The organism is Pseudomonas sp. S37 (genome assembly GCF_016658545.1).
Taxonomy (GTDB): Bacteria; Pseudomonadota; Gammaproteobacteria; order Pseudomonadales; family Pseudomonadaceae; genus Aquipseudomonas.
On sequence record NZ_JACVZC010000001.1, the window covers coordinates 62686 to 79093 of the forward strand.

At 51.9% G+C, this 16408-nt stretch carries 13 protein-coding genes and 1 pseudogene; 10 read left to right on the forward strand and 4 right to left on the reverse strand.

From position 1 onward, the window contains the following. Positions 1-23: 23 nt before the first annotated feature. The 9 genes and pseudogenes from IAE39_RS00250 (at position 24) to IAE39_RS30035 (ending at position 8727) form a co-directional block, all read left to right on the forward strand. Entirely contained in the window at positions 24-1790 is a 1767-nt protein-coding gene (locus tag IAE39_RS00250) for a Rieske 2Fe-2S domain-containing protein (protein ID WP_201198339.1), read from the forward strand. Positions 1791-1800: 10 nt separating this feature from the next. After that, the gene (locus tag IAE39_RS00255; RefSeq protein ID WP_201162898.1) at positions 1801-2469 is read left to right on the forward strand and encodes a glutathione S-transferase family protein; all 669 of its coding nucleotides are present in this window, start codon (positions 1801-1803) and stop codon (positions 2467-2469) included. Positions 2470-2539: 70 nt separating this feature from the next. Continuing rightward, a complete protein-coding gene (gene fghA, locus IAE39_RS00260) occupies positions 2540-3388 on the forward strand; it encodes an S-formylglutathione hydrolase (RefSeq protein WP_201198341.1) in 849 nt (282 codons plus the stop codon). Positions 3389-3441: 53 nt separating this feature from the next. Next, positions 3442-4158 carry a hypothetical protein gene (locus tag IAE39_RS00265; protein WP_117139635.1) on the forward strand — a complete coding sequence of 239 codons (717 nt, stop codon included), beginning with the start codon at positions 3442-3444 and terminating at the stop codon, positions 4156-4158. Between the two features lie 75 nt (positions 4159-4233). Then, positions 4234-5355, forward strand: coding sequence for a Re/Si-specific NAD(P)(+) transhydrogenase subunit alpha (locus IAE39_RS00270; protein ID WP_201198344.1), 1122 nt, complete (start codon positions 4234-4236; stop codon positions 5353-5355). Positions 5356-5366: 11 nt separating this feature from the next. After that, complete coding sequence (locus IAE39_RS00275; protein ID WP_117139633.1) at positions 5367-5678, forward strand: NAD(P) transhydrogenase subunit alpha; 312 nt, start codon at positions 5367-5369, stop codon at positions 5676-5678. 5 nt (positions 5679-5683) lie between these two features. Next, positions 5684-7120: an NAD(P)(+) transhydrogenase (Re/Si-specific) subunit beta gene (locus IAE39_RS00280; protein ID WP_117139632.1), complete on the forward strand. Its 1437-nt coding sequence runs from the start codon at positions 5684-5686 to the stop codon at positions 7118-7120. A 166-nt stretch (positions 7121-7286) separates the two neighbouring features. Then, positions 7287-8255 (forward strand): annotated as a pseudogene (locus tag IAE39_RS00285) (GlxA family transcriptional regulator); the annotation flags it as partial. 205 nt (positions 8256-8460) lie between these two features. Beyond that, positions 8461-8727, forward strand: coding sequence for a methyltransferase domain-containing protein (locus tag IAE39_RS30035; protein ID WP_394342696.1), 267 nt, complete (start codon positions 8461-8463; stop codon positions 8725-8727). Positions 8728-9024: 297 nt separating this feature from the next. Here IAE39_RS30035 and IAE39_RS00295 read toward each other — a convergent pair whose 3' ends face one another. The 3 genes from IAE39_RS00295 to IAE39_RS00305 are packed head-to-tail and all read right to left on the reverse strand — an operon-like array spanning position 9025 to position 14746. Beyond that, positions 9025-10479, reverse strand: a complete 1455-nt coding sequence (locus IAE39_RS00295; protein ID WP_201198348.1) for an efflux transporter outer membrane subunit — start codon at positions 10477-10479, stop codon at positions 9025-9027. Further along, positions 10476-13604, reverse strand: coding sequence for an efflux RND transporter permease subunit (locus IAE39_RS00300; RefSeq protein WP_201198350.1), 3129 nt, complete (start codon positions 13602-13604; stop codon positions 10476-10478). Before IAE39_RS00300 ends, IAE39_RS00295 begins: the two co-directional genes overlap by 4 nt. 11 nt (positions 13605-13615) lie before the next feature. Beyond that, positions 13616-14746 carry an efflux RND transporter periplasmic adaptor subunit gene (locus IAE39_RS00305; RefSeq protein WP_201198352.1) on the reverse strand — a complete coding sequence of 377 codons (1131 nt, stop codon included), beginning with the start codon at positions 14744-14746 and terminating at the stop codon, positions 13616-13618. A gap of 213 nt (positions 14747-14959) precedes the next feature. On the opposite strand from IAE39_RS00305, the gene IAE39_RS00310 reads away from it, so the two are divergent. Beyond that, on the forward strand, positions 14960-15550 hold the full coding sequence (locus IAE39_RS00310; protein WP_201162907.1) for a TetR/AcrR family transcriptional regulator: 591 nt from the start codon (positions 14960-14962) through the stop codon (positions 15548-15550). A gap of 92 nt (positions 15551-15642) precedes the next feature. Here the strand turns inward: IAE39_RS00310 and IAE39_RS00315 are convergent, their stop codons facing one another. Next, positions 15643-16365 carry a DUF4198 domain-containing protein gene (locus tag IAE39_RS00315; RefSeq protein ID WP_201162908.1) on the reverse strand — a complete coding sequence of 241 codons (723 nt, stop codon included), beginning with the start codon at positions 16363-16365 and terminating at the stop codon, positions 15643-15645. Positions 16366-16408: the final 43 nt, after the last annotated feature.

Sequence of the window (16408 nt, forward strand, 5' to 3'; positions counted from 1 at the left end):
GAATCAATAAAGAGGTAAGCGCCGTGAATAAAATTGACTTGAACCAGTGGTTCCCCATCGCTACTCCTGAAGATCTACCCATGCGTCACGTGTATCATGCGACGCTCATGGGACAAGAGATGGCGGTTTGGCGAGACGACAACGGAAATATCAACGTTTGGGAAAACCGTTGTCCTCACCGGGGCCTTCGACTGACTTTGGGAGCAAATACTGGCACCGAAGTCCGCTGCCAGTATCACGGTTGGACTTATGAAACTGGGACAGGTGGGTGTACATTTGTTCCAGCTCATCGAGATGCCACTGAGCCAAGCAAAGCTCGTGTGAATACATTTCCTGCGCGCGAGAAGCATGGGCTGGTTTGGACGTCATTGGGCCAGCCTGAGGGAGAGCCAATCTCCATCCTCGATGATGCGCAATTGGTCAATGCTGTAAAAACTAATCTTCACACTACCGTTATTGGCACCGACAGTGATTATCTGATCAGTGTCTTGCGAGCTAACTTGTCAGCATTCGTTGATGTTTTTGGTGTGACTGATGTCGATGATTTGCATCTCAAAACCATGCATCACGACCGAGCGATAATCGTCACGAAGGTTGGCGCGCTTGCAATCCACCTCTATCTGCAACGGGCAACCGTCACCAAGACTCTCGTTCATGCTCAAGCATTAACACCAGGTCGTTCAGGTTATGAGCTCCAGAAGAGTTTCGCATTCGCTATGAGCGCGATCCGTCGACTATCAGAGGCGGCGACTTCGAATTTGATTCACATCAATGATATTAGTGATCAGACTGTCGACAACGTTGAGTTAGTGACAGAAAATCTTACTAAAGCACCACCTGCCGAATATATTTGCGAAGTTGTAACCCGATCGCAGGAAACGAGTGACATCTGCTCGTATTGGCTCAAGCCTATTGGACATCCGTTACCCACGTTCACTGCTGGTATGCACATCAGCATCACCACGCCTGAAGGATGTATCCGGCAGTACTCATTGGTGAATGCACCTTGGGAGCAAGAATCTTTCATCATTGGCATTAAAAAAGAACTACAGTCGCGTGGTGGTTCGAAGTCGATGCATGAACAGGTAAAGGTCGGTACCCAGTTGAAAGTAACGCTGCCTCGTAATGGCTTCCCTTTCGTAGAGACGGGTAAGCGTCCTATCCTTGTGGCGGGCGGCATTGGTATTACTCCAATCCTCTGTATGGCTCAAGCGCTCGATGAGCAAGGTACGCCATTTGAGATCCATTATTTCGCCCGAGGTGAAGAGTACGTACCTTTCCTGGAACGACTGAACGCATTGGGCGAGAATTTGAACCTGCACTTTGGTCTTGGGCCTGAGGAGACCAAAGAAAAACTTGCTGATATCATGTGGGAGCATGAGCCTCAAAGCATTGATATCTACACTTGTGGCCCGCAACCTATGATAGAAACTGTGTCGTCGGTGGCAATTGCCCATGGCGTAAGTGAAGAATCAATTAGATTCGAGTTCTTCAGTAAGAAGAATGACGCTCCTGTTTCAGACGAAGAGTACGAAGTTGAATTGAGTAAGTCTGGTCAAAGTTTCATTGTGCCTGCTGGCTCGACGCTGCTACAGGCGTGCTTGGAAAATAACGTGCAGATTGAGGCTTCTTGCGAGCAGGGTGTCTGCGGCACCTGCATAACTGCGGTTCTTTCTGGCGATCTCGAACACCACGATACCTATCTTTCCAAAAAAGAAAGGGAAAGTGGCAAGTGGATAATGCCGTGTGTTTCGCGCTGCAAATCCAAGAAAATTGTTCTCGACCTGTGAGGCCTCAATCGTGATCACACTCTATGACTATGAGCTTTCCGGAAACTGCTACAAGGTGAGACTTTTTTTGTCGATCCTCAAGCTGGAGTACAAGATTGAACCGGTGGAATTTTATCCTTCCCGTGAGCATAAGTCGGAGAAATTTCTCAAAATTAATCCACTTGGCCAACTTCCCGCGCTTACTGACGGTGATTTAGTCCTGCGTGATGCCCAAGCTATCTTGGTTTATTTAGCTACTCAATATGACAAGACTGGATACTGGTACCCGATCGCGCGCCCTGATCTCATGGCCGAAGTGCAAATGTGGATCGCCTTTGCTGACAGTCTAACCAGCACTATTTCAGCAGCTCGACTTCATGATCTTTTTTTCTTCGAGTTCGATGTTCAGTCCTGTCGCGATCGCGCTCATCAACTGCTCAAAATTTTAGATGAACATCTCTGGTTCCGCGATCTGAAGGGGCTACAGTACATCTGCAGTTCGTTGCATCCGACGATTGCCGATATCGCATGCTTCCCTTATATCGTATTGGCTGATGAGGGGGGGGTATCACTTGAGGACTACCCGGCGATCCGTCGCTGGGTAGATCGTGTCAAGCGTCTTCCAGGGTTCACTGTTATGTCAGGTGTCTTCCCCACCTCGTCAGCATCCGAAAGCTCAGAGAAGCCAGTCAGCGCTTAGCCTAAAGGGTGTTTGAGAATTCTACTCAGACACCCGACTTTACTCTGTAACTACTAATAGGACTACGATGATGAGCATTACCAAGATTTCGTCACAAAGAAGTTTTGATGGTTCGTATAACCGGTTCAAGCATCAATCCCAAGTGCTTGGTTGCGAAATGACCTTCGGTATTTACCTGCCCCCCAATATGGAATCGAGGCCAAGCGTTCCGGTGCTTTATTGGCTTTCCGGCCTGACGTGCACTGACGAGAATTTCATGCAAAAAGCTGGCGCACATCGACTGGCGGCTGAGTTAGGCATGGCTATTGTTGCACCGGATACCAGTCCTCGGGGAGAGCATGTACCCGATGATGTAGATAAGTCTTGGGATTTTGGGCATGGTGCCGGTTTTTACATCAATGCTACTGAAGAGCCTTGGGCAAAAAACTATCAGATGCATGACTATATTGTAGAGGAGCTACCTGCGCTTATCGAAGCCAATTTCCTTGTGTCAGATAAGCGGGGCATCAGCGGACATTCCATGGGCGGTCACGGCGCTCTGATTTGCGCGCTGCGAAATCCTGGTCGTTATCTTTCGGTTTCCGCATTTTCGCCCATAACCAATCCTGTTAAAACGCCCTGGGGGCATAAGGCTTTCAGTCAGATGTTGGGTGACAATATCCAGAAGTGGCGGGAGTGGGATACCTGCGAATTGATGTCAAATGCTCAAGAACGGTTGCCTTTGTTGATAGATCAGGGAGCTGAGGACGAGTTTTTGCATAGCCAGCTCAAACCCGGGTCGTTATCTTCTATAGCGTCGCGTTCTGGCCATGTGGCTAGTATTCGTATCCATCATGGCTATGATCATAGTTATTATTTCGTCGCGTCGTTTATTGAGGATCATTTGCGCCATCACGCCAGCGCGTTGATCGAAGGCTAAATATTAAAGTTCATAATTAATATCTATATGGAACCTTGTGGCACGGAGGGGTCATGAATAGTGTTGAGTATCAAATATTTTCGGGGGAAGCCTTTAGGAATCTCAGGAGTTCCTCTTTATTGCAGGGTAAGAAATTGCTGGGTAGTGGAAGCTTCAGTCTCGTTTTTGAGGGTAGTGAAGCAGACACCGTATTCCATCTTTCCATAGACAATGCAGGACATGATTTTTCGGTTAAAGCGAAGCAGCACTCAGTAGATGGAGTGGCCAGAATACATAGGGATTTCGGTGCTGTTGCGCTGTATCAAGATGACGCTTTTTATCCTGACTACCTTTGGCTGGCTGAGTTGGAACTATTGCATCCGCTTTCGAGTTCCCCTGCAGCCTTTCGTGAAGTTCAAGATCTACTACGTATTCTCACTGGCGTTACAGAAGGGGTGATTTACTCTACCTTTAGCGAGAAATGTAAGTTGCTAGCGAGACTCAACCATGTTCCGATCTATCCTCGGACGATGCGATGCACCCAGGCGTTGAGAAAGCTTTTATTTAAGTATGTAACGACAACTTCTTGTGATATTGATATTCGGATATCTAATTTTATGATCCGACCATACACTGGAGAGGTGGTTTTAAATGGCCCCGTAAATTGGCTGTGTGATATCTCACCGGAGCGCCAAGCTCGGTTAGCCCATTCGGAAATTATCCTTGACGGCACTCTTGCTCCGCAGGAATCAGCTCAGATCCTTCCATTTCAGCGTGTCGGGCAAGCCTAAGCCTGAACTTCAAATATAAGAGTGCGCTATGATGTGAGATTGATACGTAGCGCCATCGAGTGTGAGGATATTGCCTTGCGAATTGGTATCCCGAAAGAAACCCTGGCGGGCGAAACGCGCGTTTCTGCAACTGTTGATACGATAAAAAAATATTTGCTCCAGGGGCATCAGGTAATTGTTGAGTCAGGAGCTGGGCTATGTGCTGCAATTCCAGATTCAGCGTACAAGGAATGCGGGGCATCGATAGGCACTATGAGCGATGCATACGGCTGTGAAGTCATACTAAAAGTACATCCGCCAACGGATGAGGAGCAGAGTTTTATAAGTGAGGGAAGCTTACTTGTGGGTATGCTCAATCCTTTCGATGACCTCATGATAGGAAAAATGGCAGTACGCGGCATCACCGCCTTCGCCCTGGAAGCCGCGCCGCGCACCTCGCGGGCGCAGAGCCTTGACGTATTGTCGTCGCAGGCCAACATCGCCGGCTACAAGGCTGTGTTGCTGGCCGCCCATCACTACCCACGCTTCATGCCCATGCTGATGACCGCCGCCGGTACCGTTAAGGCCGCGCGCGTGTTGATCCTGGGTGCAGGCGTTGCCGGCCTGCAGGCGATTGCCACGGCCAAGCGCCTGGGCGCGGTGATCGAGGCGTCCGATGTACGCCCGGCGGTGAAGGAGCAGATCGAGTCGCTCGGCGCCAAGTTCATCGATGTGCCGTACGAGACCGATGAAGAGCGTGAATGCGCCCAAGGCGTAGGCGGCTATGCTCGGCCAATGCCGGCCAGCTGGATGCAGCGCCAGGCCCAAGCCATACATGAGCGGGCCAAACAGGCCGATATCGTCATTACCACCGCTCTGATCCCCGGGCGCAAGGCGCCGACCCTGCTCAGCGCAGAAACCGTGGCACAGATGAAGCCCGGCTCGGTGGTTATCGACCTCGCCGCAGCCCAGGGCGGCAACTGCCCGCTGACGGTCGCCGACCAGGTGGTGCAGGCAAACGGCGTGACCATCGTCGGCCCGACCAACCTGCCGGCCCAGCTGGGCGCCGATGCCTCGGCGCTGTATGCACGCAACCTGTTGGACTTCATGAAGCTGCTGTTCGACAAGGACGGCGCACTGGTCATCAACCTCGAAGACGACATCGTCGCGGCCTGCCTGATGTGCCGCGACGGCCAGGTCGTCCGCAAGAACGGCTAAGGAGCACGACAATGGAAGACATGCTGATTTCGCACGGCATCTACAACCTGATCATCTTCGTGCTGGCCATCTATGTGGGTTACCACGTGGTGTGGAACGTCACCCCGGCACTGCACACGCCGCTGATGGCGGTCACCAACGCCATTTCGGCGATCGTCATCGTCGGCGCCATGCTGGCTGCGGCCCTGACCGTGACCACTGCGGGCAAGCTGATGGGCACCCTGGCGGTGGCCCTGGCAGCGGTCAACGTGTTCGGCGGCTTCTTAGTCACACGCCGCATGCTTGAGATGTTCAAAAAGAAAACCAAGAGCGAGGCGCAATAATTAGCATGAGCATGAATCTGGTAACGCTCCTCTACCTCGTCGCCTCGATGTGTTTCATCCAGGCACTCAAAGGCCTGTCGCACCCGACCACTTCGCGGCGCGGCAACCTGTTCGGCATGATCGGCATGGGGCTGGCGATCCTCACAACGATCGGCCTCATCTATAAGCTTGGTACCGAGCTAGCTACCGACGGCATCGGCTACGTGATCGTCGGCCTGCTGGTCGGCGGTACCGCCGGTTCGATGATGGCCAAGCACGTCGAGATGACCAAGATGCCGGAACTGGTCGCCTTCATGCACAGCATGATCGGCCTGGCCGCGGTGTTCATTGCCATCGCCGCCGTACTGGAGCCGCAGTCGATGGGCATCGTCACCGCTATCAGCGATCCGATCCCCACTGGTAATCGCCTTGAGCTGTTCCTTGGCGCGGCGATCGGTGCCATCACCTTCTCCGGTTCCGTGATCGCCTTCGGCAAACTGTCGGGCAAGTACAAGTTCCGCCTGTTCCAAGGCGCACCGGTACAGTTCGCCGGCCAGCACAAGCTGAACCTGATCTTGGGCCTGACCACCATTGCCCTGGGCCTGCTGTTCACCTTCACCGGCCACTACAGCGCTTTCGCTCTAATGCTGGCCTTGGCCTTCGTCATGGGCGTGCTGATCATCATCCCAATTGGCGGCGCCGACATGCCGGTGGTGGTGTCGATGCTTAACAGCTACTCGGGCTGGGCCGCAGCCGGTATCGGCTTCTCGCTGAACAACTCGATGCTGATCATCGCCGGCTCGCTGGTGGGTTCGTCGGGTGCGATCCTCTCGTACATCATGTGCAAGGCCATGAACCGGTCGTTCTTCAACGTCATCCTCGGCGGTTTCGGCGGCGATACCGGTGCCGGCGCGGCGCAAGGCTCGCAAGAGAAGCGCCCGGTGAAGTCCGGATCGGCAGATGACGCGACCTTCCTGCTGAGCAACGCAGACAGCGTGATCATAGTCCCGGGCTACGGCCTGGCAGTAGCTCGCGCCCAGCATGCGCTGAAGGAGTTGACCGAGAAGCTGACTCACAACGGTGTGACCGTTAAGTACGCGATCCACCCGGTGGCGGGGCGTATGCCCGGGCACATGAACGTGCTGCTGGCCGAGGCCGAAGTACCGTACGACCAGGTGTTCGAGATGGAAGACATCAACGCCGAATTCGGCCAGGCCGACGTGGTGCTGGTGCTGGGCGCCAACGACGTGGTCAACCCGGCGGCGAAGAACGATCCGAAATCGCCGATCGCCGGCATGCCGATCCTCGAGGCGTTCAAGGCCAAGACCATCATCGTCAACAAACGCTCGATGGCCAGCGGTTATGCCGGTCTGGACAACGAGTTGTTCCACCTGGACAAGACCATGATGGTGTTCGGTGATGCGAAGAAAGTTATCGAAGACATGGTGAAAGCGGTAGCTTGACTGAAATTGACTATCAAGGGCGCTGGCTAGCGCCCATGATTAGTTTTGTTGCGCAGTCATATTTTGCCAGTGATGCGGATTGGTTTTAGAGCGCTTAGTGCTCTAGCAGAGATAATAAATAGAACAGTGTCTAAGCTGGTAACACTTGACGTAGTGAGGTACTAGTATGTCATCCACTGGCTATCGAGAATTTACGCATTCCGAACCTATGCAGTCCGTCGGTTTTCTCTTGCTTGAAAATTTTACTCTGATATCTCTTGCGTCTGCTGTTGAGCCTCTGCGTATGGCGAATCAACTATCTGGTAGGGAATTGTATCGTTGGAGTACCCTTAGTGCCGATGGTGGACAAGTATGGGCCAGTGATGGACTTCAAATTACTCCAGACACTGGCGTTAGCAATGCACCGATGATGGATACGGTGATAGTATGCGGGGGAGTTGGGATACAGCGTACTGTTACGAGAGATCATATCATGTGGCTCCGTTCGCAAACTCGCAGATCCCAGCGTATCGGTGCGGTATGCACGGGTAGCTGGGCTCTAGCGTGTGCAGGGTTGCTGGATGGTTTTGATTGCAGCGTGCATTGGGAATGCTTAGCTGGTATGCAAGAAGCTTTTCCTCATGTTAATTTGAGTACCAAACTTTTTACCCTGGATCGAAATAGAATAACCTGCTCTGGTGGTACTGCACCTCTAGATATGATGTTGCACTTAATAACCCGAGATCATGGTCGTGAGCTTTCCGCTGCGATTTCCGAGATGTTCGTCTATGAGCGGATTCGGAATGAACATGATCATCAACGTGTTCCATTGAAGCATATACTTGGTGCTAATCAGCCTAAGCTGCAAGAAATAGTTGCGTTGATGGAGTCTAATACAGAGGAGCTAATTGATTTAGATGAGTTAGCTGAATATGTATCAGTGTCTCGCCGTCAGCTGGAGCGGATTTTTCAGAAATACTTGGGTTGCTCTCCATCTCGTTACTATCTAAGACTACGATTGATTCGTGCTCGTCAATTGTTGAGGCAAACAAATATATCAATAGTTGAGGTTGCTTCGGTTGTCGGTTTTGTCTCTACACCACACTTTACAAAGTGTTATCGTGAGTGCTTCGGTTATCCTCCACGAAACGAGCGCGTCATCTCTGATAATAAGCGTGTGGGGAAGGTGGTAGTGGGTGTGTCTTCCCGGAGAGACGTATATTTGAAGTTAGGTGAAGGTGGCGGTGAGTCAACGCTTGGTAGTGTAAAGTAATAAGCTGAGATATTCGTTGCGTTGATTGGTGTGCTTGCTTCAATATATGCAGGAAATTCAAGGAGCAAAATGAATAACGACTGCTAGAATTGATTTTGCAACTCAGCTTCTCATTGACGCAGGCATTGCTAACGGGATGCGTGTATTAGATACCGGCTGCGATTCGGGTGACGTCGCCTTTCTCCTGAGTGGCATAGTTGGGATGACTGGTGAAGTCGTAGGGATCGACCATGATAAGGATGCGCTTGGTAGGGCGCGCAATCGCTCAAATATTGATCACCTGCGGATTCCCACAATCTTCGAATATGAGCTTCTCGACATGCCCGAATCGCTTGGGTCGTTCGAAGCCGCGTGACATGGCATACTCGGCAAAATGTCGATAGAAACGCTGCTAAACACCAATGGCATCGGCAACTATCAGATTGCCCTTGGCAACGGTGCTCGCGTAGTAACGGTACGCCGTGAGAGGATAGCCGTCGAGAACGCACTCGTTCAATATTCGCAACCATTTGCTGTCCCAGCGCCAAAGCCTCTTGCTCATCACTTTGAAGCTATGTTCCAGTGGACACGAAGATCTATTTGTACGGAGATTACTCGGCGGTTCGAAGCGTACAGGCAAAGAGGGGAGGCGGGTTGCCACCTCCCTCGGTCATTAATGGTTTGCAGCGACTCCAGATGCGAGCGGTGCGTCCCATTCACCGCCTAAGGCCTTAAACAAGGTCACCTGATTTTCGAATTTTTGCAGGCGCAGTGCGATCAGGCTTTGTTGAGCGGTGTACAGCGTTCGCTGTGTGTCGAGCACATCTAGATAGCGCGATATTCCGGTGTCGTAGCGCTGCTGAACCAGAGTAAAGGCGTTTTCTGCTGCTTGAAGTCGAACGGTCTGGGTTTCCAGGCGATCATCAATATTGGCGCGGATAGCTAACGCGTCTTTAACCTCTCTGAACGCTACCTGAATCGTTTTTTGATACTGCGCAACAGCCAACTCTCTATTAGTTTCTGCGACCTGCAGGGAGGCGTCGAGTGCACCTCCGGTGAATATCGGCACGTTGATTTGGGGCATGAACGACCACGATCGGTTGGAGCCCGAGAATAAAGTGCCTAAGGAATCGCTAGCTCTCCCCACGCCAGCTGTAAGGCTGATGCTCGGGAAGTAGGCAGCTCTAGCTGCTCCGATATTCGCATTCGCACCTTTGAGGGAGTGCTCCGCTGCGATTATGTCAGGACGATGCTGCAATAGATCCGATGGTAAGCCCTCATTTATGACGCTGCCCGCCATTATTGATTCTATGTTAGTTGTTGGTAATAGGGATGCCGGCAGAGGATGGCCTAGCAACTGTTCCAGCATGTTCTCATCGGCAGAAATAGCAGTGTGCCAAGCGAGCTCGTCGTCGCGTGCGGTTTCGAGCTCTGCCAGGGCTTGGTGTGTTTCCAGCTGTGAGGAGGAGCCAGTCTGTTCGAGATCCGTTTGAAGTTGGTATCCATCCTGACGACTGCGTACGGTTTCTTGGGCTACCTGCAATTGCTCTAGATCTGCCGCAAGGCGGAGGTACGTATGAATGACCTCTGAGGTTAACGCGAGCTCCGCGCTTCGACGAGCGGCGACAGTTGACAAGTAATCCTGGATAGCCCGGTTTTCAAGACTGCGAATTTTTCCGAAGAAGTCCAGCTCCCATGACGTAATCCCGACCCCGAGTTGGTATACGCGGCTAGTTTCTGCCTCGCCGGTGCTCGAAACAGATGCTGGGGTTCGGCCTGTCGTGCCATTGAAGCCAGCTCCCATCGTAGGTACTAATTCAGAGCGTTGAATGCGGTATTGAGCTCTTGCTCGTTCTACATTTAAAGCGGCAATCACCAGATCTTGGTTGTTGTCGAGCGCAATTTTAACGACGCGGCGAAGCTTCTGATCAGTTATCAAGTCTCTCCACTGAGTTACGGTTGCCATGGATTTTTGGTTTGGCTTATTAAGAGCTCGTTCAATATTCCAGCTGTCACTGATCTTCGCGGATGGCTTTTCGTAATTCGGTGCAAGGGTTCCGTTACAACCGCCCGCTATCAAGCTTGAGACCACCAAGCCCAATCGGCAAATCGTATTAACGTTGCTCATTTAGCGTGCTCCTCATCCCGACTAGCCACTCGTTTTTTGTTTTTACTGAAGGCCGTAGAGACGACGACATAAAACAATGGAATGAAGAAAATCGCGAGGAACGTAGCAGTTAACATGCCGCCGATCACACCGGTACCAATAGCATGCTTACTACCTGCGCTTGCTCCGTGCGAGATTGCAAGCGGGATGACGCCCATTGTGAACGCCAACGATGTCATGACTATCGGGCGCAAACGTAGGCGTGATGCTTCGATCGCTGCCTCGCGGATGCTACGACCGCCTTTCTCGTAGAGCTCCTTGGCAAATTCAACGATAAGAATTGCGTTCTTCGCGCAAAGGCCAACTGTAGTGAGGAGCCCGATTTGGAAAAAGGCATCATTTTCGAGTCCTCGAGCTAGCGTGGCAAGCACTGTCCCAATTACGCCTAGTGGTATGACAAGCATCACAGCAAACGGTACTGACCAGCTTTCATACAGTGCTGCCAGACACAAGAATACAGCGATAACCGAGAGTACATAGAGAGCGACAGACTGAGAGCCTGATAGGCGCTCTTCGTATGACAAACCTGTCCATTCGATACTGAAGCTCTTAGGGAGCGTCGCTGCTACTTCTTCGATAGCTTTCATCGCCTCACCTGAGCTGTAACCAGGGGCAGGTTGGCCCATCATTTCGATAGCGGGTGCCCCATTGTACCTTTCAAGCTTAGGTGATCCATAAGTCCAGTAGCCTTTCGCAAAAGAGGCAAACGAGACCATCTCCCCGGCCTTGTTTCGAACGTACCATTTGGCAAAGTCGTCAGGAGTGATTCGTGACGTCGGTACCCCCTGAACATATACGCGTTTAACGCGTTCACGGTCGATGAAATCGTTGACGTAGGACGAACCCCACGCGGCACTCATGGTGGTGTTTACATCCGCGAGCGTAACTCCGAAAGCCCTGGCTTTTTGGTCGTCAATGGTTATCTGATACTGAGGCTCATCTCCTTTACCATTTGGCCTTACTAGTGCGAGTTCAGGCCGCTTTGAGGCCGCCTCCAATAGCGTTGCCCTGGCCTTCATCAAATGTTCATGGCCTTGCCCGCTGAAGTCTTGCAGAAAGAAGTTGAAACCGGTTGCATTGCCCAGCTCCATGATCGCGGGAGGCATGAATGCTAATGCAACGGCTGATTTCATTTGACTAAAGCGAGCCATTGAGCGCGCCTGGAGTTCGGCTGCGGTGGTTTTTCGTTGATCCCAAGGCTTGAGCATGACAAACGCCATACCTGAGTTTTGCCCACGCCCAGCGAAATTCCAGCCATTTACGGCAAACACTGAATCAACAGTTTCGCCTTCTTCATTCAGAAGATAAGATGTTACCTCCTTCAGCGCGGCGTCTGTCTGATCTGCCGTACTGTTTGCTGGTAGCTCTACCTGAGCCAAGATGAAACCTTGGTCTTCATCCGGCAAAAACGAGGTAGGCAGTAGCGGGAACAGCAAGCCTAGGCCGGCAACGATTAGGATGAATGCGCTGAGTGACCGTTTTGGGCTTTTAAGGACACCAGAAATACCGCGCTCGTACTTGTTGGCACTCTCTTCGAACATCCGGTTGAACCAATCGAAGAACCCTTTTTTCTCGTGATGTCCATGAGCAGGTTTCAATAGAGTTGCGCAAAGTGTCGGCGTGAATATCAACGCAACGAATACGGATAGGGCCATTGCAGTGACGATAGTGAGGGAGAACTGTCGGTAAATCACCCCAGTTGATCCGCCAAAGAACGCCATCGGAATAAATACTGCTGACAATACTAATCCGATGCCCACCAATGCCCCTGAAATCTGCTCCATCGATTTGCGGGTAGCTTCTAATGGTGAAAGGCCTTCTTCCTCCATAATGCGCTCTACGTTCTCAACAACCACAATTGCGTCGTCGACTAGTAGGCCAATCGCTAATACCAGACCAAACATGGTCAAGATGTTAATCGTGAACCCAAATGCTGCCATGACACCAAATGTGCCAAGAAGTACGACAGGCACTGCCAGTGTAGGAATTATCGTGGCGCGAATATTTTGAAGGAAGAGATACATGATCAAAAATACGAGCACGATCGCTTCAGTCAAGGTATGGACGACACCCTTGATAGATTCGCTGACAACGGGAGCTGTATCATAGGGGTAGACGACTTTAACGCCGGCAGGGAGCGTAGGTGCGATCCGATCTAGGGTTTTTTTGACAGCAGCTACGGCGTCGAGCGTGTTACCCCCAGCTGCTAGTCTAAGGGCAATGCCTGCAGTAGGTTTGCCATTCGACATGGCGCTAATGGAGAAGTCATCAGCACCCAGGGCCACTTCGCCGACGTCTGCTAATGTTACCTGCGAGCCATCTGCATTCACCTTCAAAAGAATTTGTTTGAATTCTTCGGGAGTGCGCAGCAAGGATTTTCCAATGACCGTGGCGTTCAGCTGTACTTTACCCGCTAGTGGGCGGCTACCCAGTTGGCCGGAGGAAATTTGAACGTTTTGCTCTTGAATAGCCGCAATCACGTCGCCAGGCATCAAGTTATAGTTGTTGAGCTTAATAGGGTCGAGCCAAACGCGCATTGCGTTCTGAGCGCCCAGCACCATGAAGTCCCCAACCCCGGGCGTACGAGTCAGAGGATCTTGGAGTTGAGATACTACCAGATCACCAAGCGCGTAATTATCAAGGCGACCATCCTCGGACACCAAGGCTGCTACCATCATGAAGTTAAGCTTATACTTAACTACGCGCAAACCGATTTGCTGTACTGATGTTGGTAGCATCGGTGTAGCTAGCGCGAGCTTATTCTGTACTTGTACTTGAGCGGTATCCGGATTCACATTTTGCTCAAATGTGATTACGATAGTCGCGCTGCCGTCCGTGTTGCTCTCCGAACGGATGTAGCGCAGCCCATCTAAGCCATTTAATTGCTGTTCAATGACTTGGGTAACAGTGTCCTGAACGGTTTGTGCAGATGCTCCAGGGTAACTGGCAATAATCCCGATGGCAGGAGGGGCTACATCAGGATATTGATTGACGGGAAGCTTAAGAAGCGATAGTCCGCCGGCTAACATTACTACGATTGCAATGACCCAGGCGAAAACTGGGCGATCAATAAAAAACTTTGACATGTAGTCCGCCGTTATTCACCGTGTTGGGTGGTTGCCAGTTTACTTTCAAGGGCAGTATTCGAAACTTTCACTTTGATGCCGGGCTGAACGTGCTGGATCCCGTCGACCACCACTCTGGCGCCAGGGACTAGCCCACTAGATACAAGCCATTGTCCGTCAATCGACCTTTCAGTCTTGATGCCGCTTAATTTCACAGTGTCGTCAGAGTTGAGTTCATATATTGAAGCCATGCCTTGGCTATCACGGGATACTGCTCGCTGCGGCACGAGTACTGCGTTTTCACGAGTACCCTCTTCAAGCTCGGCACGTACAAACATCCCAGGCAGCAGCGTTCCGTTTGGGTTTGGAAAAATAGCGCGTAATGTGACCGAGCCCGTACTTTCGTTGACGCTGACCTCTGAAAATTGGAGTTTTCCTGTATATTCGTACTTGCGACCATTTTCCAATACGAGATGGATATTGGCTCGGTCTTCATCATCTGTTTTGAGAAGGCCGTCAGCAATGTCTTGCTTCAGTTGTAGAAGCGAAATCGATGGTTGAACGATGTCCACATAGATGGGGTCGAGCTGCTGAACGGTCGCAAGCGCAGCTGACTGATTGGCAGTAACAAGCGCTCCTTTAGTGACGGTTGATCGACCGATACGCCCAGAGATCGGGGCAGTAATGTCTGTGTACCCCAAATCGATTCGCGCGCTCTCCAAAGCTGCTTGCGCTTGAAGGAACTGCGATCGCGCATCGTCATATTCCTGTTGGCTGATAGCTCGAGACTTCACCAATGTCTCATAGCGTCTCAACAGCGCTTTGGCAGATTCAAAGCTTGCCTGAGCTCGCAGCATCGCTGCGCGGTATGGAGCGGGATCAATTTTGTACAGCAGTTGACCTTGCTTTACTTCAGCGCCTTCTTGGAACGCTCGGTTCATCAGAACGCCACCAACCTGAGGACGGATTTCCGCAACAACGTTGGCGCGTGTCCGACCAGGGAGAGTCGTCGAGAGCTGGACTGGTCTTGCTTGGATGGTTATCGCATTGACCTCCGGCTCTGGTTGTCTAGCCGCTACGCTTTCGCCCTCACGACAAGCGGAGAGCATTACGCACGCTGCGATGCCGGTAATGCCGATGACCAGCGGTTTGTCGAATCTCATTTTATGTATCACCAGTCTAGGTGGCTTGACCCACCTATAATTTGTCCCTACACCCCGCTGCCTTTGATGGCAGCTTCGAGCGCACTCATAGGAGGAGAGCGGTTTTCAAAAAATCTAGGTCGCCCGACCCACCTATTTTTAGTGTACACTGATCTGGTTGGTAGGAGGCAAGCTCAGAATCCGCTTGCAGGTCAATGACTGTTGGAGAGCTCAATGGTTGGTAAGAAATCCGGCGATTCCGCAGTGGCGTTGCGCCGTAAAGAGCAGGTGCTGGCCGCGGCGGCAGAGTGCGTGCGCCGAGAGGGTTTTCATCGGACGAGCATGTCCCAAATTTCAGCTGCGGCGGGCATGAGCTCTGGTCACATCCATCATTTTTTTGGAGGGAAGGAGGGCATTATCGAGGGGGTCGTTGCCCGAGAGCATAGTGAGCTCGGTGATTTCGTCGATGAGGTGCGTGTAGCAAGTGATGGGAATGACCCGATCACGGCCCTGGTCAACCTTGTGCCGAAGTGCGCTGAGCGCTACTTGGATAGTAGCAATGCAGCACTGGCGATTGAGATCCTCGCAGAATCTACTCGCAACCCCAAGGTTGCGTCGCTCCTCAAAGAGAACGATGTGAGCGTGAGTGCGTCTTTCAATGAACTATTTGGTGGTAGTTCCGCCGAGGTAAAATCTAGCTGCGAAATCGTTGCCGCACTTTTCGAGGGGCTATCAGCCCGAGCGCTTCGAAATCCTGAGTCGAAGAAGCGGATCGACATGTCCATGCTGCAGCGAGCGGTTGAGCAAATCATGAGGGTTAGCTGAATTTGCGGCATGCCGTGACTTGATTGCGGTTTAGGGAGGGGTGCGGCTCGGCTCACTCCGCCGTTCCTTGGTACCACACCCCTTCGGTTCAATCAGTGTTGGTGCGCTTCTCCAACGAACGTGAGGGTAGCAGACAGGCTCGTTTGTGAGACCTGATTTTCGCCCTCATTCGGTAGTTTGGCTTGTGCTGCTATCACATTAAGGCCGGCATTGCGAACAGTGACAGTCGCTCGGCCTCTTGCATCCGTTTTTACTGGTGTAGCATCTGGCATGCCTCGATAGTCATCAAACAGTGCTAAGTCTGCAATTGGCTTTCCATCAATGGTTACTTCCACGGGAAGGCTATGTCCTACGCCCACCTCGGTTGGGTCTCGCAAGGGGCGAATGACCATCCTCAGACGCAGGTTGGCAGGGATATCGGCATCCGGCTGCAAAATTGCCAAGCTGTATTTGAAGCTGTGCGAGGTGCTGATCGCACCTGGAACCTCTGCCCTAGAGGCGTCAACGGACTTACCGTCTTTTGTTTGACTCCAGACGCCGTTGTCCAACGTGACTGTTAAAACCGCGGGCTTACTGAGGGGGGACAAGCGCGCGTGATCGCTTTCGCGCTGTACAGTAACGGGGATAGTTTTGCCCTTCAGATCATACGCCCAGACTTCTTTGATTTTTTCCGCCGCGTACGGGTCATCTTCAGCACCATGGCCGTAAATCACTTCTAGCTGGCCGTAGCGTTTTTCAGTCCAGATGCCGTGGGCTTCGACTGCCTGGATGCTGAGCAAACTGATGGCGGTTGCGAGGGATAGGGGGAGTCTCATGGAGCTACCTTGTCGTGGTTGGGGAAGGCGTTCTACCTATGAG

What these genes read in the sequence shown, in the direction of transcription:
- IAE39_RS00280 (WP_117139632.1), top strand. Translation starts at nt 5,684, where the DNA reads ATGAGCATGAATCTGGTAACGCTCCTCTACCTCGTCGCCTCGATGTGT.
- fghA (WP_201198341.1), top strand. Translation starts at nt 2,540, where the DNA reads ATGAGCATTACCAAGATTTCGTCACAAAGAAGTTTTGATGGTTCGTAT.
- IAE39_RS00310 (WP_201162907.1), top strand. Translation starts at nt 14,960, where the DNA reads ATGGTTGGTAAGAAATCCGGCGATTCCGCAGTGGCGTTGCGCCGTAAA.
- IAE39_RS00295 (WP_201198348.1), bottom strand. Translation starts at nt 10,479, where the DNA reads ATGAGCAACGTTAATACGATTTGCCGATTGGGCTTGGTGGTCTCAAGC.
- IAE39_RS00300 (WP_201198350.1), bottom strand. Translation starts at nt 13,604, where the DNA reads ATGTCAAAGTTTTTTATTGATCGCCCAGTTTTCGCCTGGGTCATTGCA.
- IAE39_RS00265 (WP_117139635.1), top strand. Translation starts at nt 3,442, where the DNA reads ATGAATAGTGTTGAGTATCAAATATTTTCGGGGGAAGCCTTTAGGAAT.
- IAE39_RS00305 (WP_201198352.1), bottom strand. Translation starts at nt 14,746, where the DNA reads ATGAGATTCGACAAACCGCTGGTCATCGGCATTACCGGCATCGCAGCG.
- IAE39_RS00315 (WP_201162908.1), bottom strand. Translation starts at nt 16,365, where the DNA reads ATGAGACTCCCCCTATCCCTCGCAACCGCCATCAGTTTGCTCAGCATC.
- IAE39_RS00275 (WP_117139633.1), top strand. Translation starts at nt 5,367, where the DNA reads ATGGAAGACATGCTGATTTCGCACGGCATCTACAACCTGATCATCTTC.